Below are 21,309 nucleotides of genomic sequence, written 5' to 3' on the forward strand. Positions count from 1 at the left end.
AGTTTCTGAGGTTCGGGATAGCCCCCCAAACCGCCAGTGGATCTCTTAAGCCGCGTCGGCGTCGTTGCGGTTCGCGGCACGGCGGCGCACGACGAGCGCAGCGGCTGCAGCGCCGAACAATAGCATCATCGGCGGTGCGGGAACAGGGGTCGGATCGCCCGACGAGCCACCGTGGCTGCTGCTGCCGCCCGAGCTCGACGAGGAGGAGCTCGATGACGAGCTGCTGCTCGACGAGGATGACGAGCTGGTGCTGCCGGTCGAGCCGAAGCTGCTGCTGCTGCCGGTCGCGCCCGACGAGGTCGCGCCGCTCGACGTGCTGCTGGAGGACGACGAAGACGAGGATGAGGACGATGACGAACTGCTGCTCGAGCTGCCGCCGCGCGACGAGCTGCCCCAGCCCGAACTGCCCTTCGACGAGCTGCCCCAACCCGAGCTGCCGCCCTTCGACGAGCCGCCCGACGAGGACGAGCTCGACGACGAGGAGGAAGACGACGAGGACGAGCTCGACGACGAACTGCTGCTCGACGACGACGTGCTGACGTTGCCCGACGAGGTCGAGACATTGCCAGACGAGGTCGATGTGCTGACGCTGCCGGTCGAGGTCGAGACGCCGCCCGTCGAAGTCGACGTCGAAACGCCGCCGGTCGACGTGCTGACGCCGCCCGTGGAGGTCGACACGCCGCCGGTCGAGGTGCTCACACCGCCGGTCGAGGTCGAAACGCCGCCCGTCGAGGTCGAGACGCCCGACGAGGTGCTGCTCGAGGTCGACACGCCGCCGGTGGTCGTCGAGGTGACGACGATGCTGCCGCTGCTGCCACCACCGCTGCTGCCACCGAAGAAGCCGCCAAAGAACCCGCCGCCGAAGCCACCGCCAAAACCGCCGCCGATCACGGTCACGCCGCCGCCGCTGCCGCCGCCTTCAAAGCCGCCGCGCGGGAAAGGCGCATAGGGGATCGGGGGTAGCGGGATCGTCTGCGTCACGACCTGCTGCTGCGGGGTCGCGGTGCGGATGACGCGCTTTGTCGTGACGACGCGGCGCACGCGCTTCACCGGCTTGCGCGCGGCATGGCGCTTGCGAACGACCTTCTTGCCGACGCAGGGCTTGCACGATTGGACCGTCTGGGCGCGCGCCTTCGGAACGTCGGCGATCTGCATCGCGCCGCTACCGATGATTGCGCCCCCGCAGGTACAGGCGCAAAGCTTGGCAAGGGCCATTCGGACAGACATAGGCTTCTCTTTCTTTCCCGTTGCAGGTGCGAAGCGCCACCGGCCGGCACCCCCCAATCACCTTCGCTATACCCCAAAAGGCCAAAGCTTTGTGAACGCGGCAATTGTGTTAACCGCGTTTGCCTGTCCGAGAGCGGGAATTGCGACGCGGAATCAACCAAAATCGCTATATCTGTCCCAAAACAGAACGGAATATGCAGCAATTCTATGCGATTGGTTAACCTTCGGCCCTAAATCAGATGGGTCCGCCGGTCGCGCCGCGTGGCGACCAACTATGTAGAATCACTGCTTTTGCCGTCCCGGTTCATCGCCGCTTCACGGGTTGTCGCTATCCGCAGCTTAGGCGCTTGTATCGTCGCGAGCGGCTGGTTATAGGCGCGCCACTCCCTGCACCGCATGGCGGCTAGCAGGGTGACAGGAAAGGACGCGAGAGCCCCTCATGCCGACCAAGATTGCCGACGTTGGCGCTGACGCGCTTCGCGAAGCCAAATCCAATCTCGATTCGGACTATGTCCCCAGCGACGACGAAGAGTTTATGAATGAGCGGCAGCAGGATTATTTCCGCGGCCTGCTCCTCGCTTGGAAAAAGTCGATCCTGTCCGAATCCGAATCGACGCTCGCGCATCTTCAGGACGGCCCGCTTCGCGAACCCGACCTTGCCGACCGCGCATCGAGCGAGACAGACTGGGCGATCGAGCTTCGGACCCGCGACCGCCAGCGCAAGCTGATTGCCAAGATCGATTCGGCGATCCGCCGCATCGACGAGGGCGAATATGGCTATTGCGCGGTGACCGGCGAACCGATCTCGCTCGCCCGCCTGCAGGCGCGCCCGATCGCGACGATGACGCTGGAGGCGCAGGAGCGTCACGAGCGCAACGAACGGATTTCACGCGAAGATTAGTCGTAAAGGACCCCGGTCCCATTTACGTTTCCGCAACGGCTGGCTTCTAGATTCGCGACCCTGACATAACGCGGGGAATGGTCGCAATGGAATCGCGTGAGCCGGTAACGGTCGATGAAGAAGTGGCGGCGCTGTCGCGCGGCGCCGATCGGGACAGCTTGTTCATGCAGGCGAGCCTGACCCTGCCCGGCCGTCCTGATTCGGTGACCGTACGCGTGCGCAACCTGTCGCCCGGCGGCATGCTGGCAGAGGCGATGGTGCAGGTCGCCCAAGGCGGCGCGGTCGAAGTCGAGCTGCGCAACGTCGGCCGGGTTTCGGGCCGGATCGTCTGGGCGGGCGAGGGCAAATTCGGCATCGCGTTCGACCGGCCGGTCGACCCGCAGGCGGTGCGTCGTCAGGTGGTTTCGCAGTCCGATTTGCCGCCGCATCTTCGGCGTACGGGGCTTGAGAAGGGCCCCCTCTACCGCCGGCGCTGATGCGTCCTTCATAGGGCAGCATCAGCGGGGCGATAGCGCTGGCGATCAGACGATCGCGAGCATCTCTTCCTTCAGTTTAAGTTTCTGCTTCTTGAGCTGCGCGACCACTCCGGTATCGGGGGCGGGGCGGCGCTCTTCATTCGCAAGTTTCGCATCGAGGTCCGCGTGGCGGGACTTCAAGGTGGAAAGGTGCGACGTGCTCATTGGCATTCTCCTTTTCGACTCGATGGGCAGGGCGAATTAAATCACGAAACCGTCCCGATGTCGTGACGATTCGGTGGGGCGGTCCCCGTTGCGGACCAGTGGTGAACGTGGCAGGGAGGAAGGGTGAGCCCCGAGGAAATTACCCAGCGCCTGGAACTGCTTCGCATCGAGCATCGCGACCTCGATGCCGCGATCATTGCGCTCGGCTCCGCCGCGGTTCCCGATCAGCTGCAACTCGCGCGGCTCAAGAAGCGCAAGCTCAGGCTGCGCGACGAAATTTCCTGGTGCGAAGACCAATTGGTTCCCGACATCATCGCCTGAACCAACCGCTTGAATTAAAACGGGACGACGCGGCTTCGAACTTTCATGGTTACCGCCATTGCGGACCCTGCGGGAGGCGTGGCATCCCGTGGACATGGTCGGTGGGCGAACGAACATGATGGCAATCGATGTGCCGGTGCAGCGCGCACAGGTTGAAAATCTCTATGTCGAGGCGATGCTTCTCGCCGACGAAGCGCACGCCGCCTTTGCGGTTCAGCGCGATCTCGGCCGTGCTCGCGGCGATGCGGCCTCGCAGATCAGCCTCGCGTGCGAATCGCTGAAGACCACCACACGGCTGATGCATGTCATCGCGTGGCTCCTTCACCGCCGCGCGATGTTCGCGGGCGATCCCGGTGCGGGCCCACACGACAGCGCGGCGCGGATCGGCGAGCCGGTTCCGGCGGACTGGGATATTTGTACGGGCTTCGACGTATCGACCTGCCGGATCATTGCGGCAAGCGAACGGTTGTTCGAGCGTATCGCGATGCTCGAGGCGGGCTGGGAAGCGCCGGCGATTGCGCCGGTGCAGCAATTGCTGGCGCGGCTCGAAGCGCGGCTCTGACGTCTTTTGTCGGGCTGGTCGCCTGGCCCTAACGCCGCTTCGTGCCGTAATCGATCCGGATCCGAACCCAAGCGCCCACCAGCGGCTGTCCGCCGAGCCGCGGGGGCCGTACCTGGAACGCCCATGCCGCGGCGAGCACTGCGCGATTGATCTGCGATCCGGTCGGATATTCGTCGAGCCCGACGCAATCCTCGACGCGATAATCGGGCGCCGTGCGGCAGGCGATCAACCCCCAGCCGGGCCCGCTGGCGGTCGACAAATAGCCGCGCAGCTCGTCGTCCCGCGGCTCGCGATACCAGGCCGCGGCATAGAGCGGCTCGCCATTGGGAGCGGTGCCCACCCGTTCGGTATCGCGGGAGGAGGAGGACGAGCCGCCGACATTGGGCGGCCCATAAACCCGCCCGGTCGGTGGCCGCGTGGTGGGCGGAGGAGTCACCTGCGATGGCGGCCGTTCGCTTGGCGTCGGGATCGTCGGCGAAGCCTTCGGTATGACGGGTGGTGGAGGGGGCAGCGGTTCGGCCTGTTGGGGCGGCTGCGGTTCCTCGGGAGCGGGCTGTTCTTTGGGCTGCGGCCGCTCCGCGCTGCTCGGTTCGGGCGATTCCGCGGCAATCTCGCTGGCCTCGAGGCTCACAACGCTGACATGTTCCTCGCGGCGGTCGGGCGGCGTTTCGAGGCCATAGGTGAGCAGCAGGAGCAGCAGGATCGCGGGGATCAAGACCGCCAGGCTTATCGCAAGCGCGCGGCGTCCCGCCCCGATGCTGAGCTGTTCGACGTAGGGAGTGGCTGGAACGGGGTTCAGCTGAAGCAATCTTTGGTGTCGGCGTCCGCTGGTCAGGGGCTCGCGGCTAGGTTGGCGGGGAATAATGGGACGCCCGGGCTTTGACAAGGGCGTGCAGCGCCCGCACCGGCCGCGTCAGGCTATCCAATCCATTCGATCCACGCGCCATGGGCGTGGGCGTGGGCCAGTTTGCGCGGCGCCTCGCCCCCGGGCCAGTATCGCACGACCAGCTCATGATGATGAACCGTGCGATTCGCCTCGAGCGCGACCCACGCCAACGGTTTCGCAGCAGTCGCCCGCGCTCCCGCATTTTCCATCGCGGTCGTGATCCGGGCCTGTTGGTCGGCTGGGACATATTGCCAGACGATCGAATGCATCAGCACGCGTGTCGTGCCCTCGGCCTGCGGCTGCGCGAGTTCGGCTTCGACGAAATCGGCGGCGTTCGCGTGGATCAGGTGCGGCGGATCCTCGGTCGCGGCGGCGATCGCGGCCTCCATGCGCGCGAAGCGGACATGATGCTCGGGCCAGATATAGGCTTTCAGCCGCAGCGCCTGCGCGGGATCGGTCAGGTCGACCGGCGCGACGTCGCACCCTTTTAGACCGACGAACTCGATCGCATGTTGCGGCGGGTGGTTGCCGCGCCATTCGGGCTTGAACGCCATCGCGCCGGGCTGCGGTCCGACATGCACGCCGCCGAGGTCGTAGTGATAACGATCGATCATCAGGTTGATCCCGCCGCTCGATCCGATTTCGAGGCAGTCGAAGCGCGGCGGCAGGCCCTTGTCGGCGAGCCAGAGCATCGCCGCGATGAAGTTCGACGAGCGCCCCGCCTCATTGGTCTGCGGCGGGCCGTCGAGCCAGGGAAGCAACGCCGCCTCGTGGCGCGCAACGACCCCGGCGATGATCGCATTGTCGTTGATGTCTTCGGAATCGGCATAGATGGGCGCGAGTTCGTGGGCGGCCTGCGACAGGTGCAGCGCGTGGATGCCGCCGGCGGCGCGCAGCGGCAGCGCATCGGCGAGCGGCGCCCCCTGCCATCCGGCGATGCGGCGCGCGAATTCGCTTGTGGGCTTGCTGAGTAGCGCGCCGAGCGCCGCAACGATGCGCGCGGTGACCCGCGCATCGTTGGCGCGGCAATAGGCGACCTGATTGGCAAAGGCGGTGCGGACGGCCTTGGGGCCGGTTTCGGCCATGTCGATCTGCTTGTAGCGCTCGCTCATTGCCCTTTTTCCTCTCGCCGCTTATGGGCGCGCAAGCTTATGCCCGAACCGATCATCTTTGCCATCCCGAAAGGGCGCATCCTCGACGAGGCGCTGCCCCTGCTTGCGCGCGTCGGGATAGAGCCGTCGGAAGAGTTTTTCGACAAGAAAAGCAGAGCGTTAGTTTTTGGGACAAATCAGCCGCATGTGTCGCTGATCCGCGTTCGCGCCTTCGACGTCGCGACCTTCGTCGCGCATGGCGCGGCGCAGCTCGGTATCGTGGGATCGGACGTGGTCGACGAGTTCGATTATTCGGAGCTTTACGCCCCCGTCGACCTTGGCATCGGCCACTGCCGCCTGTCGCTGGCGGGGCCAGAAGGCAGCGCGCCGCCGGGGCTCGGTGAAAGCCATATTCGCGTTGCGACCAAATATCCGTCGACGACGCGCCGCTGGTTCGAAGCGCAGGGCATCCAGGCCGAATGCATCAAATTGAACGGGGCGATGGAAATCGCGCCGAAGCTGGGCCTCGCTTCGCACATCGTCGACTTGGTTTCGACCGGGCGCACGCTCGTCGAAAATGCGCTCGCCGAGCAGACGATCATCAGCGAAGTATCGGCGCGGCTGATCGTCAACCGCGCGGCGTTCAAGCTGCGCTCGGCCGAAGTGCCGGCGCTGGTCGAGAAATTCCGTCAGGCTGTGGGGCAGGGCGATGCGGCGGCTTGATGCCTCCGAGCCCGGCTTTGCGGCCGAGTTCGATGCGCTGGTCAACGATCGGCGCGAAAGCACATCCGATGTCTCCGCCGACGTCGCCGCGATCATCGCGCGCGTGAAGGCCGAGGGCGACGCCGCGCTCGCCGACTATACCGCGAAGTTCGATCGCTTCGATCTCGATGCAAGCGGTTGGCGCATTTCGAAAGAGGAATGCGCTGCGGCGTATGAAGCATTGGCACCCGATCTTCGCGATGCGCTGAACCTCGCCGCCGACCGCATCCGCGCCTATCACGCTGCGCAGCTTCCCGAGAACCGCGACTATCGCGACGCCACTGGCGCCCGGCTCGGCGCGCGGTGGAGCGCTGTCGATGCAGCGGGGGTGTATGTGCCGGGCGGGCGGGCTGCCTATCCCTCGTCGGTGCTGATGAACATCCTGCCCGCGAAGGTCGCGGGGGTCGAACGCATCGTGATGATGACGCCGACGCCGGGCGGCGAGACCAATCCAGTCGTGATGGCCGCCGCGCATATCGGCGGGGTCGACGAAATCTGGCGCGTGGGCGGGGCGCAGGCGGTCGCAGCGCTTGCTTATGGTACGGACAAGATTGCGCCGGTTGACGTCGTCACCGGCCCCGGCAATGCATGGGTCGCCGAGGCGAAGCGGCAGGTCTATGGCGTCGTCGGCATCGACATGGTCGCGGGGCCGAGCGAGATCGTCGTCGTCGCCGATGCGAAGAACGAACCGCATATCATCGCCGCCGACCTGCTCAGCCAAGCCGAGCATGATCCGACGAGCCAGTCGATCCTGTTCACCGACGACGGCGATTTCGCCGATGCGGTTGCGGCGGCGGTCGCTTATATCATTCCGACCCTCGCGACCGCGCCGACGATGCAGGAAAGCTGGGCCGACAATGGCGCGGTGATCGTCGTGCCGACCTTGGCCGACGCGATCCCGCTCTGCGATCGGCTCGCGCCCGAACATCTCGAACTCGCGGTCGACGCCGCCGAAGCCGACGCGCTCTTTGCCAAGGTGCGCCATGCCGGCTCGGTCTTCCTCGGCCGCCAGACTCCCGAAGCGATCGGCGACTATGTCGCGGGTCCGAACCATGTGCTGCCGACCGGCCGCCGCGCGCGCTTTTCGAGCGGGCTGTCGGTGACCGATTTCATGAAGCGCACCAGCTTCCTCGCGCTCGATCAGGCGAGCCTTGCCGCGATCGGTCCGGCCGCGGTCGCGCTCGCCGGCGCCGAAGGGCTACCCGCCCATGCGCTTTCGGTCAGCCAGCGCCTCAGCTAAGAAAAGAACCATGAACAAACGCTCCCAGTCCCGCTCCGCCGCCCGTCTCGCCGCCGTCCAAGCGCTCTATCAGCACGAGATGGAGGGCACGCCTGTGCCCAAGCTGATCCACGAATTCCATATGCACCGCATCGGCGCGACGATCGAGGACGAGGAATATGCCGACGCCGACACCGCCTTCTTCGACGATATCGTGAAGGGCACGCTGGCGCGTCAGCAAGAGATCGATGCGGCGATCGTCGCGCGGCTGGCGAGCGGCTGGTCGATGGAGCGGCTCGACCGCACGATGAAGGCGATCCTGCGCGCCGGCTCCTACGAGCTGATGGCGCGCGGGGACGTGCCGGTCGGTGCGGTGGTCAGCGAATATGTCGATGTCGCGAAGGCGTTTTTCGATACGCGCGAGGCGGGGTTTGCGAACGGCCTGCTCGATGCGATCGGCAAGGATGTGCGCGGAACCAGCGCATAAGATATCCGTTCGCATCGAGCGAAGTCGAGATGCCCCTCGGCTTGGCGCCATCTCGATGGGTGTCTCGACTTCGCTCGACACGAACGAAGGCCACCCCTCATCGGACGGGAGGGTAACATGAGCGAAGCCGATTTCATCGCCCGTCTGCGATCGATCGCGACCGACCCCGCCGCGCGCGGGCTCGCCGACGATGCGGCGGTGCTGGGCGACCTCGTCCTCACCCACGACATGATCGTCGAGGGCATCCACTTCCTTCCCGACGACGCGCCGCAGGACATCGCGTGGAAACTCGTCGCGGTGAACCTCTCCGATCTTGCTGCCAAGGGCGCGGCGCCGATCGGGGTGCTGGTCGGCTACAGCCTTGGCGACGAGGAATGGGACGCGGCCTTCGTCGACGGGCTCGACGTCGTGCTTCGCCGCTTCGGGGTTATCCTGCTCGGCGGCGACACCGTGCGCGTCCCGGCCGGCGCTCCGCGCAGCTTCGGACTGACCGCAATCGGCCGCGCGCGCGCCGGCGGCGCACCGTCGCGCGGCGGTGCGCGGCCGGGCGACCAGATCTGGGTGACGGGGACGATCGGCAACGCCGGGCTCGGTCTCGCGATGCGGCTGGGGCAGGAGGCGGCGAACGAGACCTGCCTCGCCGCCTATAAAAAGCCGCAGCCGCAGCTGACCTTCGGGCAGGCGGTCGTGCCGCATGTCCATGCGATGATGGACGTGTCCGACGGCCTGCTGATCGATGCCCAGCGCATGGCGACAGCAAGCGGGTGCGAGTTCGGCATCATGCTCGAGACGATCCCGCTGTCGGCGGCGCTGCTCGCGGTGCGCCCCGATGTGCTCGACACGCGGCTCGCGGCGGCGACCGCGGGCGATGATTATCAGTTGCTGTTTACCGCCGACCCGAGCGCTGCGGGGGCGATCCGCGAGATTGCCGCGGGGCTGAACATCATGGTGACAATGCTCGGCCACGCCGGGGTGGGAGAGGGAATCACGCTCACTCACCGGGCGCAGCGCATCGCGCTGCCCGACCGTCTCGGTTTCATGCACTAGCGCTGGAATCCACGAAAAAGCTGGGAATAACCGGGCTTGCCCTTGGCTTTCTTTCTTCCCATAACTCGGCGTCCAAATTTAGGGCGGTCGCATCAGGGGAGAGAGCGAACCGGCATCAATAAGTCGGACGTGCTCGACTGCTATCTTCTGCGTCGCCCTTCGCATGGGGAAGGAATAGTCACGCATGAATCCGGTTTTGATCGCGATAGCGTGCGGCCTGGTGGCCGTACTCTATGGATTCATTACCTCGCGGCAGGTGCTCAGCGCCTCCGCCGGTAATGAGAAGATGCAGGAAATCGCCGCCGCCATTCAGGAAGGCGCCAAGGCCTATCTCGGCCGTCAATATCGTACCATTGCCATCGTCGGCGTCGTCGTCGCCATCCTCGTCGGGTTTTTCCTAGGCGCGATCTCGGCGACGGGCTTTGTCATCGGCGCCCTCCTGTCGGGCGTCGCGGGCTTCGTCGGCATGAACATCTCGGTCAAGGCCAACGTCCGCACAGCGGCCGCGGCGCAGACCGGATTGCAGTCGGGCCTGACCATGGCGTTCCGCGCGGGCGCGATCACCGGTTTGCTCGTGGCGGGCCTCGCGCTCCTCGCGATCTCGGTCTTCTTCTGGTATCTGATCGGCCCCGGTGGTTACACCGTCGGCGGTGACGACCGCACCGTCGTCGACGCGCTCGTCGCGCTTGCTTTCGGCGCCTCGTTGATCTCGATCTTCGCGCGTCTCGGCGGCGGCATCTTTACCAAAGCCGCCGACGTCGGCGCCGACCTCGTCGGCAAGGTCGAGGCCGGAATTCCGGAAGACGATCCGCGCAACCCGGCCGTTATCGCCGATAACGTCGGCGACAATGTCGGCGACTGCGCCGGCATGGCGGCCGACCTGTTCGAAACCTATGTCGTCACCGTTGGCGCCACGATGGTGCTGATCGCGCTGCTGCTCAAGGGCGCGGGCGACATGCTGCTCCCGCTGATGACACTGCCGCTGTTGATGGGCGGCGTGTGTATCGTGACCTCGATCATCGGCACTTACTTTGTCCGCCTCGGCTCGTCGACCAACGTCATGGGCGCGATGTACAAGGGCTTCCTCGTCACCGCGGTCCTCTCGATCCCGGCGATCTGGTTCTCGACCAGCTATGTGCTGAAGGGCGACATGGCGACCGACATCACGGGGACGACCTTCAACGGCAGCGACCTTTTCTACTGCTCGCTGCTCGGCCTCGTCATCACCGGGCTGATCATCTGGATCACCGAATATTACACCGGCACCAATTATCGGCCGGTGCGCTCGATCGCCAAGGCATCGGAAACGGGCCACGGCACCAACGTGATCCAGGGCCTCGCCATCAGCCTTGAATCGACCGCGCTGCCGACGCTGGTGATCTGCGTCGGTATCGTCGTCGCGTTCCAGACGGCGGGTATCGTTGGCATCGCCTTCGCGGCCACTGCAATGCTAGCACTCGCCGGCATGGTCGTTGCGCTCGACGCCTATGGTCCGGTCACCGACAACGCCGGCGGCATCGCCGAAATGGCGGGCCTCGACGATTCGGTTCGTGAAAAGACCGACCTGCTCGACGCCGTGGGCAATACGACCAAGGCGGTGACCAAAGGCTATGCGATCGGTTCGGCGGGTCTCGCGGCGCTGGTGCTGTTCGGCACCTACACCGCCGACATCACCGAATATTCGGCGAAGCTCGGCCTGACCGAGCCGCTGACCTTCTCGCTGTCGTCGCCCTATGTCATCGTCGGGCTGCTGCTCGGCGCGCTCCTGCCGTACCTCTTCGGTGCGATGGGCATGACCGCGGTCGGCCGCGCGGCGGGTGAGGTGGTCAAGGATGTCCGCGACCAGTTCAAGGCAAACCCGGGCATCATGACTTATGAATCGAAGCCCAATTATGCGCGTACGGTCGACCTCGTCACCAAGGCGGCGATCAAGGAAATGATCATCCCGTCGCTGCTGCCGGTGCTGGCGCCGATCGTGGTCTATTTCGTAATCCGTGCGGTCGCGGGTCCGGCCGCGGCATTGGAAGCGCTCGGCGCACTCCTGCTCGGGGTGATCGTCGGAGGGCTGTTCGTCGCCATCTCGATGACCTCGGGCGGCGGCGCATGGGATAATGCCAAGAAGTACATCGAAGACGGTAACCATGGCGGCAAGGGCAGCGAGGCCCATAAGGCTGCCGTCACCGGCGACACCGTCGGCGATCCGTACAAGGATACCGCGGGTCCGGCGGTGAACCCGATGATCAAGATCACCAACATCGTGGCGATTCTTCTCCTCGCGGCGCTGGCGCACGGCGCGGTTTAAACCGCGCCGCCTGCGGGTAAAAGAATAGCCCCGCCGGAGCGATCCGGCGGGGCTTTTTCATTCTACCTTCGTCACCCCGGACTTGATCCGGGGTCCATGACTTCAGCCCCGCGATGGCTGCCGGATCAAGTCCGGCATGACGAAATATCTTATTTGGTCGCCTTCATCTGCTGCGCATAGCCCGCCTGCACCATCGCGCTCATCCGATCGAACAGCGCGTCGGGATCGCCGCGACGCAGCGCTGCGATCGCCGCCTCGGCGCCTTCCGCAACGACCAACTCGCGTGTCCCGGCATCGACGGCCGCCAGCATCTGCGCTGCTGCATCGTCGGGCGACAGGCCATTCTCGATCGCGGCATCGCTTTCGCCGCGCGTGCTGCCATCGGCATTCAGCGCGTTGCGGCTCACGTTCGTCCGCACCGATCCCGGTGCGACGACAAGGACCTTCAAACCCAGATGCTCATTCTCGGCGCGCACGGCGTCGTGATAACCGATGATGCCATGCTTCGCCGCCGAATAGGCGCTGCGCAGCGGCACACCCGCGATGCCCGCGACGCTCGATATCGCGATGATCTGCCCGCCGCCCGCGCCGACCATGCGCGGCAGCAATTGCTGGGTGAGCGCGATCGGCGCGAGCAGGTCGACGCCGATGATCTGCTGATAGACCGCAAAGTCGGTCTCGACGGCCAGGCTGCGCTGCGAGATTCCGGCGTTGTTGACGAGGCCGTCGATGCGCCCTTGCCAGCCCCATGCCTGCCCGGCGATGGCGGGCAGGGCGGCATAATCGGTCGCCTCGAACGGCAGGACCAGCGTCTCCGTAGCGGAGCCGGCGGCGACCTCTTCCAGTGCCGCGACATTGCGCCCCGACAGGATCAGCTTCGCGCCGCGCGCGCCCAGCGCCCGCGCGAGCGCAGCGCCGATGCCAGAGGAGGCCCCCGTGATCCACCAAACTTGATCCTGCATACCGGCTCCCTATCTATGATTTCGTTTCAACCTGAAACGGGTGTGAGGAGCCGTCAAGGTGCCGACCAACGCATTTCCGTGCGGGGCTGGCAATTTTGTTGCGAATCTGTTATAATAAATATCAACACGCCGACACTGTGCCTCTTCCCGCCGCCGGGCTGGGGCATCCTTGGCGTTTCCGATGGAGCCACATCCCTTGTCACTCTGATTGGCTAGCGCCGCCCTACCAGCCCAATCCCCCTCCAGCAGAGGGCCGGATATACCGCTGTTCACGCGCTTTCCTGTCGACCGGCAAGGCCACTGAAAGGAACTTGAATGTCCGCAAGCACCCCCGTCTTCGAAGTCGGTGACTATGTTGTTTATCCCAAACATGGCGTGGGGCGCGTCATTGAGCTGCAAAAGTCCGAAATCGCCGGCATGCAGCTGGAACTCTATGTTCTCCGCTTCGAAAAGGAAAAGATGACGCTTCGCGTTCCGACCAACAAGGCCGAAGGCGTCGGCATGCGCAAGCTGTCGTCGGACAAGACGCTGAAGGAAGCGCTGCAGGTCCTGACCACGAAGCCGAAGGTGAAGCGCACCATGTGGTCGCGCCGTGCGCAGGAATATGAAGCGAAGATCAACTCGGGCGACCTCGTGTCGATTGCCGAAGTGACGCGCGACCTGTTCCGCGCCGACGACCAGCCCGAACAGAGCTATTCGGAACGCCAGATCTTCGAAGCGGCATCGAGCCGCCTCGCGCGCGAACTTGGCGCGATGGAAGAAAGCGACGAAAAGACGGCGCAGGCGAAGATCCTCCAGATCCTCAACGAACATGCGCCGCTTTATTACGCCGAAAAAGTTTAATCGCGTCCACAGCGATGAAGGGAAGGGCGGTCTGGTAGGGCCGCCCTTTTTCGTTCAGGGGTAGGTTGCGCTCACGAAATACAGTCCGTCGGGCGGCGCATTGAGGCCGAGAGCGTTGCGGTCGGCCGCATCAAGCGCCGCCTTGAGGTCGCGCGCCGACCATTTGCCATAACCGACGAGCGCGAGGCAGCCGACCATCGAGCGCACCTGATGGTGGAGGAAGCTGCGCGCCGCCGCTTCTACAATGATCTCTTCCCCGTGGCGGCTGACGGTCAGCTTGTCCAGCGTCTTCACAGGGCTTTGCGATTGGCAGTGCGCCGAGCGGAAGGTCGTGAAGTCATGAAGTCCGATCAACTGCTGCGCCGCCGCGTGCATCGCATCGGAATCGAGCGGACGGGCTACTTGCCAGGACAGGCCCTTGTCCCACGTCAGCGGCGCGCGGCGGTTGACGATGCGATATTCGTAACTGCGGCCGATGCAGGCGAAGCGCGCGTGCCAGTCGTCGGGGACGATCTCGCATCCGACGATCGCGACCGGCGCGGGGCGCAGCTGCGCGTTGAGCGCCTCGGTCAGCTTGAACGGCGTCAGCGGCTTTTCGATATCGACATGCGCGCGCATCGCGATCGCATGGACGCCGGCGTCGGTGCGCCCGGCGCTGAACACCTGCACCGTCTCCGCGGTGAAGCGGTGGATCGCTTCCTCGATCGCCTGCTGCACGCTCGGCCCATGCGCCTGCCGCTGCCAGCCCATGAAGGGGCGGCCGTCGAATTCGACGGTGAGTGCGAAACGCGTCATGCGAGGCGCGTACCCGCCACGATCGCGCGTCCGCGGAGCAATTCGCCGGCGTCCATAGCGGGCTTTCCGGCGCGCTGGACGCGCATCGCGCGGATCGCGCCGGGGTTGCAGGCAATGGTCAGGCTGTCGTCGAGCGTCGCGCCGGGGGCCGCGCCCGCGACGGTGTCAGCGGGATGGACAACCTCGGCCGCCAAAATCTTGTAGCGTTCGCCATCGAGTTCGAAAAAGGCGCCGGGCATCGGGTTGAACGCGCGGATTTGCCGCTCGACCTGCGCGGCGCTCGTCAGGAAATCGAGCCGCGCCTCGCTCTTGTCGATCTTCGCAGCATAGGTGACGCCGTCCTCGGGCTGCGGTTCGGGCGGGAAGGCGTGGAGGTCGCTCAGCACCTTCACCATCATCAACGCGCCCATCTCGGCAAGCTCGTGCGTCAACACGCCCGCGCTCTTGCGACCCATCGGCGTGGTTTCGATCAGCCGCATCGCACCCGTGTCGAGCCCGATGTCCATCTGCATGATCGTCACGCCGGTCTCGGTATCGCCCGACAGGATCGCGCGCTGCACCGGCGCGGCGCCGCGCCAGCGCGGCAGGATCGAGCCATGGACGTTGAGACAGCCCTCACGCGGCGCATCGAGGATCGCCTGCGGCAGGATCAGGCCATAGGCCGCGACCACCGCGATATCGAGGTCGAGCGCCGCGAATTCGGCCTGCGCCTCTTCGGTCTTGAGGCTCTTTGGCGTGCGCACGGGCAGGCCATGGTCCTCGGCCCAGACGTGCACCGGGCTCTTCTGCAATTTCTTGCCGCGCTGCGCGGGGCGCGGCGGCTGGCTATAGACCGCCACGATGTCGTGCCCCGCCGCGTGAAGTGCGGCGAGCGTCGGTACCGCAAAGGGCGGCGTTCCCATAAAGGCGATGCGCATTGTCATTTCTCGCGCGCCGCTTAAGACGATCCGTCATGGCATCGCAAGAGATTGAAGCGCTCGTCCAGCAACTCGCCCGCCTGCCGGGCCTCGGTCCGCGCTCGGCGCGGCGCGCTGTGCTGCACCTGATGAAGAAGCGCGAAAGCAGCTTCGCACCGCTCCTCGCGGCGCTCCAGACGGTGTCCGAGCGGCTCGTCACCTGCGGGATTTGCGGCAATGTCGATACGCAGGATCCGTGCGCAATCTGCGCCGACCCGCGCCGCGATGCGCGGTCGCTATGCGTCGTCGAAGAGGTCTCCGACCTCTGGGCGCTCGACAAGTCGCGGCTCTTCCCGGGCAAATATCATGTCCTCGGCGGGCGGCTCTCGGCGCTGGAGGGCGTGCGACCGCAGGATCTTAGTATCGACGCCCTCGTCGCCCGCGTCGCCGCGGGCGGCATCGATGAGGTGGTGCTGGCGATGAATGCGACGCTGGAGGGCCAGACGACGGCGCATTATCTGGCCGAGCGGCTGGAGGGCTATCCGGTGCGGCTCACGCAACTTGCGCATGGTTTGCCGGTCGGCGGCGAACTGGATTATCTGGACGAGGGGACTTTGGCGCAGGCGCTGAGGGCTAGAAGACCGGTGGGTTAAATGGGGATCGCGAGACAAATTTGGCGGGTGGCCTGCCGCTGGACCGACAAATTCCTTCGTGGTTCAGCAGGAAGGGTCGAAGCCGTTCTGTTGCCTGGCATGTTACCTTTTCTGCCGTTGTTCTTTCTGGACAAGCTATGGGAATGGGTATGGGCTGTAGCCGCGGCCTGGTTCGTCGTTTGGAATCTTTTTGTCGGCTGGAGATACGCACGTTATCTCAAAGAGATATCGATCGAGAACGACCGGCAGTACGACCGCGTGGGAAAATATGGTCTTCCACCCGAATACCCGGACAGTGAAAGCGCAACCCGGGCGAGGCAGCGGCGCAAGAGCTAAAGCCACCTCTTGACCCGACGCCCCCGCGATCATACCTGCACGCCATGGCCATCCTACCCATCATAGAGACCCCCGATCCGCGGCTGCGCGTCATTTCGAAGCCCGTCGAGACGTTCGACGCCGACCTGAAGACGCTGGTCGCCGACATGTTCGAGACGATGTACGACGCGCCCGGCATCGGGCTCGCCGCGATCCAGGTCGGGGTCGCGAAGCGCATCCTCGTCATCGACCTGCAGGAACCCGATCCCGAGGACCCCGAAGGCAAGAAGGTGATCCGCGAGCCGCGCGTCTTCATCAACCCCGTTTTTTCGGACGAGAGCGAGGAGCATAGCGTCTATCAGGAGGGCTGCCTGTCGGTCCCCGAGCAATATGCCGAGGTGACGCGCCCCGCCGAGGTCACCGTCGACTGGCAGGACGAGGACGGCAAGCATCATCAGGAACGCATGACCGGGCTGATGGCGACGTGCATCCAGCACGAGCACGACCATCTGGAGGGCATTCTGTTCATCGACCATCTGTCGCGGCTGAAGCGCGAGATGGTGCTGAAGAAGCTCGCGAAGCTCCGCAAGGCGGCCTGACCGGCAGATAGCAGACAAAAAGAAACCCCGGCTTTCACCGGGGTTTCTTTTTGTCTGCTATGTCGCGACCGGGTTACCCGGCTTTGGCGACGCCGACCATTGCGGGGCGCAGGAGGCGGTCCTTCAGCATATAACCCGCCTGCATTTCCTGCACGATCGTGCCCGGCGTCTTGTCGCTCGGGATTTCGAGCATCGCCTGATGCTGGTTCGGATCGAGCGGCAGGCCGATCGCCGCGATGCGCGTGATTCCATTGCGTTCGAAGACGCTGAGCAATTCGCGCTCGGTCGCTTCGAGGCCGGTGATCAGCGGCTTGATCGTGTCGTCGGCGCGCTGCTCTTCGCTGAGCGCGGCGAGCGCGCGGCCGAGATTGTCGGCGACCGACAAAATATCGCGCGCGAACTTGGTCGCGGCATAGGCATGCGCGTCGGCGATTTCCTTGTCCTTGCGGCGCGTGACATTCTGCACCTCGGCGCGCGCGTAGAGCAGATCCTGCTGGAGCGCGGCGACCTGTTCGGCGAGCTGTGCCAGCTCTTCATTCGCACCTTCGGTGGGCGCTGCGGCGTCCGCGGTGTCAATTTCGGGGTTCGCGCCGTCGTCGACCGGCGTATCGTTTTCAATGTTCGTCATAAACCTATCGTATCAGTCTGGAGAGCGATTGTGCGGTGAAATCCACCATGGGAACGATCCGGGCATAGTTCAAGCGCGTGGGGCCGATGACCCCGACCACGCCGACCACGCGCCCGTCCGCGCCGCGATAGGGTGCCGCTATCACGGACGAGCCCGAAAGCGAGAATAATTTATTCTCCGACCCGATGAAAATACGGGTGGCGCTGCCCTCGCGCGCGCTGTCGAGGAGCTGTGCGATGTCCTGCTTGGTTTCGAGTTCGTCGAGCAACTGGCGGACGCGGTCGAGGTCGCCGACCGCGCTCTCGTCGAGCAGGTTCGCTTGCCCGCGCACGATCAACACCGGACGGTCCGCGCCGTCGGACGACCAGATCGCGAGGCCGCGGCTGACAAGGTCCTGCGCCGCACGGTCGATTGCGATCCGCTCGGCTTCGATCTCGCGGCGCACGCGCGCCATCGCTTCGGTCAGCGTCAGCCCGCTGAGCATCGACGAGATATAATTGCCCGCCTCGACGAGCGCCGACGGGTTAAGCCCCGGCGGGATGTCGATGACGCGATTCTCGACCGCCCCGTCGCCCGCGACGAGCACGACGAGCGACTGGTTCGCCGAAAGCGGGACGAAGGCGAGCTGTTTGAGCACGCGCTCATGCTTGGGAACGAGCACAAGCCCGGCGCATGCCGAGAGCCCCGACAGCGCCGACGTCGCCTGCGCGAGCGCGCTTTCGATCGGGCCGCCCTCCGACAGGCTCGCCTCGATCTGCGCGCGGTCCTCGGCGCTGGGTTCCGCAACCTGCATCATCCCGTCGACGAAGAGGCGCAGCCCCTGCTCGGTCGGCAGGCGACCGGCGCTCGTGTGCGGGCTGGCGAGCAGGCCGAACTCTTCCAGATCCTGCATCACGTTGCGGATCGACGCGGGCGACAGGTTCAGCGTCGCGAGCTTCGACAGCGTGCGCGATCCGACGGGCTGTCCGGTCTCGAGATAGGCGTCGACGACCAGCCGGAACACGTCGCGCGCGCGCGTGGTGAGTTCGGTGATCGGCGGGGTAGTCATGCGAGAGATTTAGGGTGGAGGACGGGCGAGCGCAACGTCGATCCCGTCGCGGGAATCGAACGGGCGCGATGTCCGTCCAAGTCGGGCGATGCGGCCCGTCCGGCAAATTTTAACGTTAATTTCAAAATCTTGATTAATTTCCGCCCGCGCTTCCCGCGGAAAACCGCCCGGAATATGGTTTCATCGGATAATATATTGACCCCGGTACCAGTGCCCAATAGCCTGCCTGTACAGTCTGGAAAATCGCTGCATCCTTTCGACACAAACCGGATGGGTATCAGATATGTGGGACCGGGGTTTTCGTATCGTCGCCATGTTCGCGATCCTCGGCAGCTGTGGAGGCGGAGCGGTCGTGAGCCAATCGGAAACCGGAAACTCCACGCCGCGCAAGGCCGTCATCAAAGCCCCCTCGCCGCAGGCACAGGCGAATGCACCGTTGTTCTGGAGCGATGCCCGTCAGCTTCGCGTGCTCTGCCTCGTCAACACGCCGCGCGGGGTCGATGCCGGCGAATTGCATGAAGGGCTTTGCGAGCAAGCGCGTTCGGCCATCGCACAGGCCGCGCCGGTGCCGGTCTCGGTCATTCGCCTTGGCGATCCCCAGATACTGAAGCCCGATACGATCACTTTACTCGTCCATGTCTCGATTAGCGGAAGCGGTGCCGATCGCCTCGCGGCGCTGACCGTCCGTCCGTTCCGCAATGCGTCCAACAATGGCGATCAGCTGTTCGGTGCCGCGCCGCGCGCCGTTCGGGTGGGGGTGAACGATCGTTCGGCGCTGGCCGCGCTCGCGCCCGAACTGCGTGCCGCGCTGGCCGACACCCTGCCATGGAAGGCGCGAAACTGACCGGGGTGGATAGGACGTCATCGATCGAAATCAATCGCCCGGCGGACCGGGCATCGTAAGCAGCAGGAGAGGGTAGATGGCTATTATTCGTACCGACGAATTCCACGAAGATCATGCGGACCGTGGGCCCGAGGTGATGATCGACACAGTGAATTCCGGTATCGATCCCTCTACCGAGTCGGCGTCGGTCGACGGCATGACGGGCACGGCGCCGAACGGGAAGACCTATTGGACTCCTGCCCAGATCGCCCAATATCTCAATCGCTCAGGCGCGAGTTGGACGGGCGGGCCCGATCCCGCGCCACAGCAGGACGCCAATCTTCAGGAAATCACCTTCGGTTTCCATCTCGATCAGCTTAGCCTCGAAAACAATGGCTATGTTTATGAGTTCGAAGGAGAATATTACGGCCTTGCCGAATATTTCAACTTCGCTGCCTTTTCGAATGCCCAAATGGCGGCGACGCGGCAGGCGATGCAATATTGGGACGATGTCGCCGCGGTGTCCTTCCGCGAAACGACGTCGGATGACGCCGACATCAATTTCGGCAATCTCGCGAACGCGCCGAATACGCAGGCTTATGCGCGCCTGCCGCTGGGCACCTTGTCCAGCGATGCCCATGTCAACGAGCAGGTTCAGAAGATTGCGGGCGATGTCTGGGTGTCGGCCAGTCAGGCGAGCAATTTCCAGCTGACGCCGGGCGGTTATGGCCTGAACACCCTTGTCCATGAAATCGGACATGCGATCGGCCTTTCGCACCCCGGCAATTATAATTTCGGCCCGGGATTTCAGGTCAACTACGCCAATGGCGCCGAATATTATCAGGACGCGCGCAACTATACGATCATGTCCTATTGGAATCCGCGCGACATCGGTGCGCGCGATTTCAACTTCAATGTGATGGGGATCGCATACGGTTCGACCCCGATGGTGCACGACATTCTGGCCATCCAGCGCCTCTATGGCGCCGACATGACGACGCGGACCGGCGACACGGTCTATGGCTTCAACAGCACCGCAGGTCGCGACGCGTTCGATTTCACCATCAACACCGCGCCCACCGTCGCGATCTGGGATGCCGGCGGCAACGATACGCTCGATGCCTCGGGCTATAATACCGACCAGATCATCGACCTCAATCCGGGCTCGCTGAGCAGCATCGGCGGCGTCACGCTCGCGGAGGCGCAGTCCCGACTTACCTTCGATCAGGTCAACGCCAATCGCGCGGCCATGGGATATGCGCCGATCGCGCTTGCGACCTATAATGCGAATATGGCGGCGCTGGCTGCGAACCCGCTTCTTGGCAGGCTCACCGACAATGTCGGCATCGCCTATGGCGCGTGGATCGAAAATGCTGTCGGCGGCGCCGGCGACGACGTCTTGGTGGGCAATGCGGTCGCCAACAGGCTGAATGGCGGTGCGGGGACCGATACCGCAAGCTATCGCGGCGCTGCTGCGGGCATCACACTCGTGGTCGGGGCGAATTTGGTCATTGGCACCGGCGATGCCGCCGGCGACAAATATATCAGCATCGAACGGTTCGAAGGCAGCAACCACGCCGATACGCTGGGCGGCGGCAACGGCAATGACTGGCTGTCGGGGTTGGGCGGCGATGACAGGATCACCGGTGGCAACGGAAATGACACGCTACTTGGCGGGGCAGGCGTCGACACGATCGATGGCGGCAACGGCAACGACCTGCTCGACGGCGGTGACGGAAATGACCTGCTCAATGGCGGCAACGGCGACGACACGCTCGCCGGTGGCGCCGGGAACGACCAACTTTCCGGGGGCAATGGCAATGACGTGCTGACGGGCGGTGCCGGGAATGACACCATCGACGGTGGCAACGGCAACGACGTGGCGACCTATGCCGGAGCGCGATCCTCTTATCAGGTCACATTCAATGCCGGCGTCCTGACCATCATCGACCTCGATGCCGCGGCGGATGGCGACGACGGCACCGATATGTTGACGGGCGTCGAGACGATCCGCTTTGCCAATGGCGAAACATATAGCGTCGGGAAAAAGGGCATCACCCCGTCGGCATCCGCGGCGACGTCGAGCGTCACCGACCTGCAACTGCTTCGCATGGCGCAGGATATGGCGGTTTTCGGCGCAAGCACGGGCGAAGGGCTGTCGATCAGGAACCGGGATTATGGCTATCGCTACGATTTCGTCGCCTGAACATCTGGCATAGCGGCTGGAACGCCCGGACCAGCAATGTTCCGGGCGTTTTGGCT

Annotated in this window: 24 protein-coding genes; 16 read left to right on the plus strand and 8 right to left on the minus strand. The window is 64.7% G+C overall.

Annotated elements, in window-relative coordinates; translation table 11 throughout:
* The first annotated feature begins 64 nt into the window (after nt 1–64).
* The 3 genes from GGC65_RS23470 (at nt 65) to GGC65_RS19425 (ending at nt 2,604) form a co-directional block, all read left to right on the plus strand.
* The gene (locus GGC65_RS23470; RefSeq protein WP_225940918.1) at nt 65–949 is read left to right on the plus strand and encodes a hypothetical protein; all 885 of its coding nucleotides are present in this window, start codon (nt 65–67) and stop codon (nt 947–949) included.
* A gap of 717 nt (nt 950–1,666) precedes the next feature.
* Nucleotides 1,667–2,128 carry an RNA polymerase-binding protein DksA gene (dksA, locus tag GGC65_RS19420; RefSeq protein ID WP_039572520.1) on the plus strand — a complete coding sequence of 154 codons (462 nt, stop codon included), beginning with the start codon at nt 1,667–1,669 and terminating at the stop codon, nt 2,126–2,128.
* A gap of 86 nt (nt 2,129–2,214) precedes the next feature.
* Nucleotides 2,215–2,604, plus strand: coding sequence for a PilZ domain-containing protein (locus GGC65_RS19425; RefSeq protein WP_192648665.1), 390 nt, complete (start codon nt 2,215–2,217; stop codon nt 2,602–2,604).
* Nucleotides 2,605–2,649: 45 nt separating this feature from the next.
* Here the strand turns inward: GGC65_RS19425 and GGC65_RS19430 are convergent, their stop codons facing one another.
* A complete protein-coding gene (locus GGC65_RS19430) occupies nt 2,650–2,808 on the minus strand; it encodes a DUF465 domain-containing protein (RefSeq protein ID WP_192648666.1) in 159 nt (52 codons plus the stop codon).
* Nucleotides 2,809–2,931: 123 nt separating this feature from the next.
* On the opposite strand from GGC65_RS19430, the gene GGC65_RS19435 reads away from it, so the two are divergent.
* Both GGC65_RS19435 and GGC65_RS19440 read left to right on the plus strand, forming a co-directional pair.
* On the plus strand, nt 2,932–3,129 hold the full coding sequence (locus tag GGC65_RS19435; protein WP_039572523.1) for a YdcH family protein: 198 nt from the start codon (nt 2,932–2,934) through the stop codon (nt 3,127–3,129).
* A gap of 115 nt (nt 3,130–3,244) precedes the next feature.
* On the plus strand, nt 3,245–3,691 hold the full coding sequence (locus tag GGC65_RS19440; protein ID WP_225940919.1) for a DUF1465 family protein: 447 nt from the start codon (nt 3,245–3,247) through the stop codon (nt 3,689–3,691).
* A gap of 28 nt (nt 3,692–3,719) precedes the next feature.
* Here GGC65_RS19440 and GGC65_RS19445 read toward each other — a convergent pair whose 3' ends face one another.
* Nucleotides 3,720–4,406 (minus strand): hypothetical protein, encoded by a 687-nt coding sequence (locus GGC65_RS19445; protein WP_225941306.1) that lies wholly within the window; start codon nt 4,404–4,406, stop codon nt 3,720–3,722.
* A 203-nt stretch (nt 4,407–4,609) separates the two neighbouring features.
* Nucleotides 4,610–5,689 (minus strand): DUF2332 domain-containing protein, encoded by a 1,080-nt coding sequence (locus tag GGC65_RS19450; RefSeq protein ID WP_192648668.1) that lies wholly within the window; start codon nt 5,687–5,689, stop codon nt 4,610–4,612.
* Between the two features lie 39 nt (nt 5,690–5,728).
* On the opposite strand from GGC65_RS19450, the gene hisG reads away from it, so the two are divergent.
* The 5 genes from hisG (at nt 5,729) to GGC65_RS19475 (ending at nt 11,485) form a co-directional block, all read left to right on the plus strand.
* Nucleotides 5,729–6,391, plus strand: a complete 663-nt coding sequence (gene hisG / locus GGC65_RS19455) for an ATP phosphoribosyltransferase (protein ID WP_192648669.1) — start codon at nt 5,729–5,731, stop codon at nt 6,389–6,391.
* Nucleotides 6,378–7,670 (plus strand): histidinol dehydrogenase, encoded by a 1,293-nt coding sequence (hisD, locus tag GGC65_RS19460; RefSeq protein WP_192648670.1) that lies wholly within the window; start codon nt 6,378–6,380, stop codon nt 7,668–7,670. The genes hisG and hisD overlap by 14 nt, the downstream gene beginning before the upstream one ends.
* A 10-nt stretch (nt 7,671–7,680) precedes the next feature.
* Complete coding sequence (gene nusB / locus GGC65_RS19465) at nt 7,681–8,136, plus strand: transcription antitermination factor NusB (protein WP_192648671.1); 456 nt, start codon at nt 7,681–7,683, stop codon at nt 8,134–8,136.
* A gap of 117 nt (nt 8,137–8,253) precedes the next feature.
* Complete coding sequence (gene thiL / locus GGC65_RS19470) at nt 8,254–9,183, plus strand: thiamine-phosphate kinase (protein WP_192648672.1); 930 nt, start codon at nt 8,254–8,256, stop codon at nt 9,181–9,183.
* A gap of 184 nt (nt 9,184–9,367) precedes the next feature.
* Nucleotides 9,368–11,485, plus strand: a complete 2,118-nt coding sequence (locus GGC65_RS19475; RefSeq protein WP_192648673.1) for a sodium-translocating pyrophosphatase — start codon at nt 9,368–9,370, stop codon at nt 11,483–11,485.
* Nucleotides 11,486–11,634: 149 nt separating this feature from the next.
* On the opposite strand, the gene GGC65_RS19480 is transcribed toward GGC65_RS19475, so the two are convergent.
* Entirely contained in the window at nt 11,635–12,447 is an 813-nt protein-coding gene (locus tag GGC65_RS19480) for an SDR family NAD(P)-dependent oxidoreductase (RefSeq protein ID WP_192648674.1), read from the minus strand.
* Between the two features lie 315 nt (nt 12,448–12,762).
* On the opposite strand from GGC65_RS19480, the gene GGC65_RS19485 reads away from it, so the two are divergent.
* On the plus strand, nt 12,763–13,290 hold the full coding sequence (locus tag GGC65_RS19485; protein WP_062182596.1) for a CarD family transcriptional regulator: 528 nt from the start codon (nt 12,763–12,765) through the stop codon (nt 13,288–13,290).
* A gap of 54 nt (nt 13,291–13,344) precedes the next feature.
* Here GGC65_RS19485 and truA read toward each other — a convergent pair whose 3' ends face one another.
* Nucleotides 13,345–14,085: a tRNA pseudouridine(38-40) synthase TruA gene (gene truA, locus GGC65_RS19490; RefSeq protein ID WP_192648675.1), complete on the minus strand. Its 741-nt coding sequence runs from the start codon at nt 14,083–14,085 to the stop codon at nt 13,345–13,347.
* The gene (gene fmt, locus GGC65_RS19495; RefSeq protein WP_192648676.1) at nt 14,082–15,002 is read right to left on the minus strand and encodes a methionyl-tRNA formyltransferase; all 921 of its coding nucleotides are present in this window, start codon (nt 15,000–15,002) and stop codon (nt 14,082–14,084) included. Before fmt ends, truA begins: the two co-directional genes overlap by 4 nt.
* 35 nt (nt 15,003–15,037) lie before the next feature.
* Between fmt and recR the strand changes: the two genes are divergently transcribed.
* Genes recR through def form a run of 3 tightly spaced genes read left to right on the plus strand, consistent with a single transcriptional unit; the run spans nt 15,038 to nt 16,548 of the window.
* Nucleotides 15,038–15,634, plus strand: coding sequence for a recombination mediator RecR (recR, locus tag GGC65_RS19500; protein ID WP_192648677.1), 597 nt, complete (start codon nt 15,038–15,040; stop codon nt 15,632–15,634).
* A complete protein-coding gene (locus tag GGC65_RS19505; protein WP_192648678.1) occupies nt 15,635–15,970 on the plus strand; it encodes a hypothetical protein in 336 nt (111 codons plus the stop codon). It abuts the gene before it with no gap.
* A 44-nt stretch (nt 15,971–16,014) separates the two neighbouring features.
* Nucleotides 16,015–16,548 (plus strand): peptide deformylase, encoded by a 534-nt coding sequence (gene def, locus GGC65_RS19510; protein ID WP_192648679.1) that lies wholly within the window; start codon nt 16,015–16,017, stop codon nt 16,546–16,548.
* 73 nt (nt 16,549–16,621) lie between these two features.
* Here def and grpE read toward each other — a convergent pair whose 3' ends face one another.
* Together grpE and hrcA are read right to left on the minus strand one after the other, a co-directional pair.
* Nucleotides 16,622–17,176: a nucleotide exchange factor GrpE gene (grpE, locus tag GGC65_RS19515; protein WP_192648680.1), complete on the minus strand. Its 555-nt coding sequence runs from the start codon at nt 17,174–17,176 to the stop codon at nt 16,622–16,624.
* A 4-nt stretch (nt 17,177–17,180) separates the two neighbouring features.
* A complete protein-coding gene (hrcA, locus tag GGC65_RS19520) occupies nt 17,181–18,224 on the minus strand; it encodes a heat-inducible transcriptional repressor HrcA (protein ID WP_192648681.1) in 1,044 nt (347 codons plus the stop codon).
* Nucleotides 18,225–18,576: 352 nt separating this feature from the next.
* Between hrcA and GGC65_RS19525 the strand changes: the two genes are divergently transcribed.
* Nucleotides 18,577–19,068, plus strand: coding sequence for a hypothetical protein (locus tag GGC65_RS19525; RefSeq protein WP_192648682.1), 492 nt, complete (start codon nt 18,577–18,579; stop codon nt 19,066–19,068).
* Between the two features lie 76 nt (nt 19,069–19,144).
* Nucleotides 19,145–21,253, plus strand: coding sequence for a M10 family metallopeptidase C-terminal domain-containing protein (locus tag GGC65_RS19530; protein WP_192648683.1), 2,109 nt, complete (start codon nt 19,145–19,147; stop codon nt 21,251–21,253).
* Nucleotides 21,254–21,309 lie beyond the last annotated feature (56 nt).

The sequence above is a fragment of the Sphingopyxis sp. OAS728 genome, assembly GCF_014873485.1.
GTDB lineage: Bacteria > Pseudomonadota > Alphaproteobacteria > Sphingomonadales > Sphingomonadaceae > Sphingopyxis.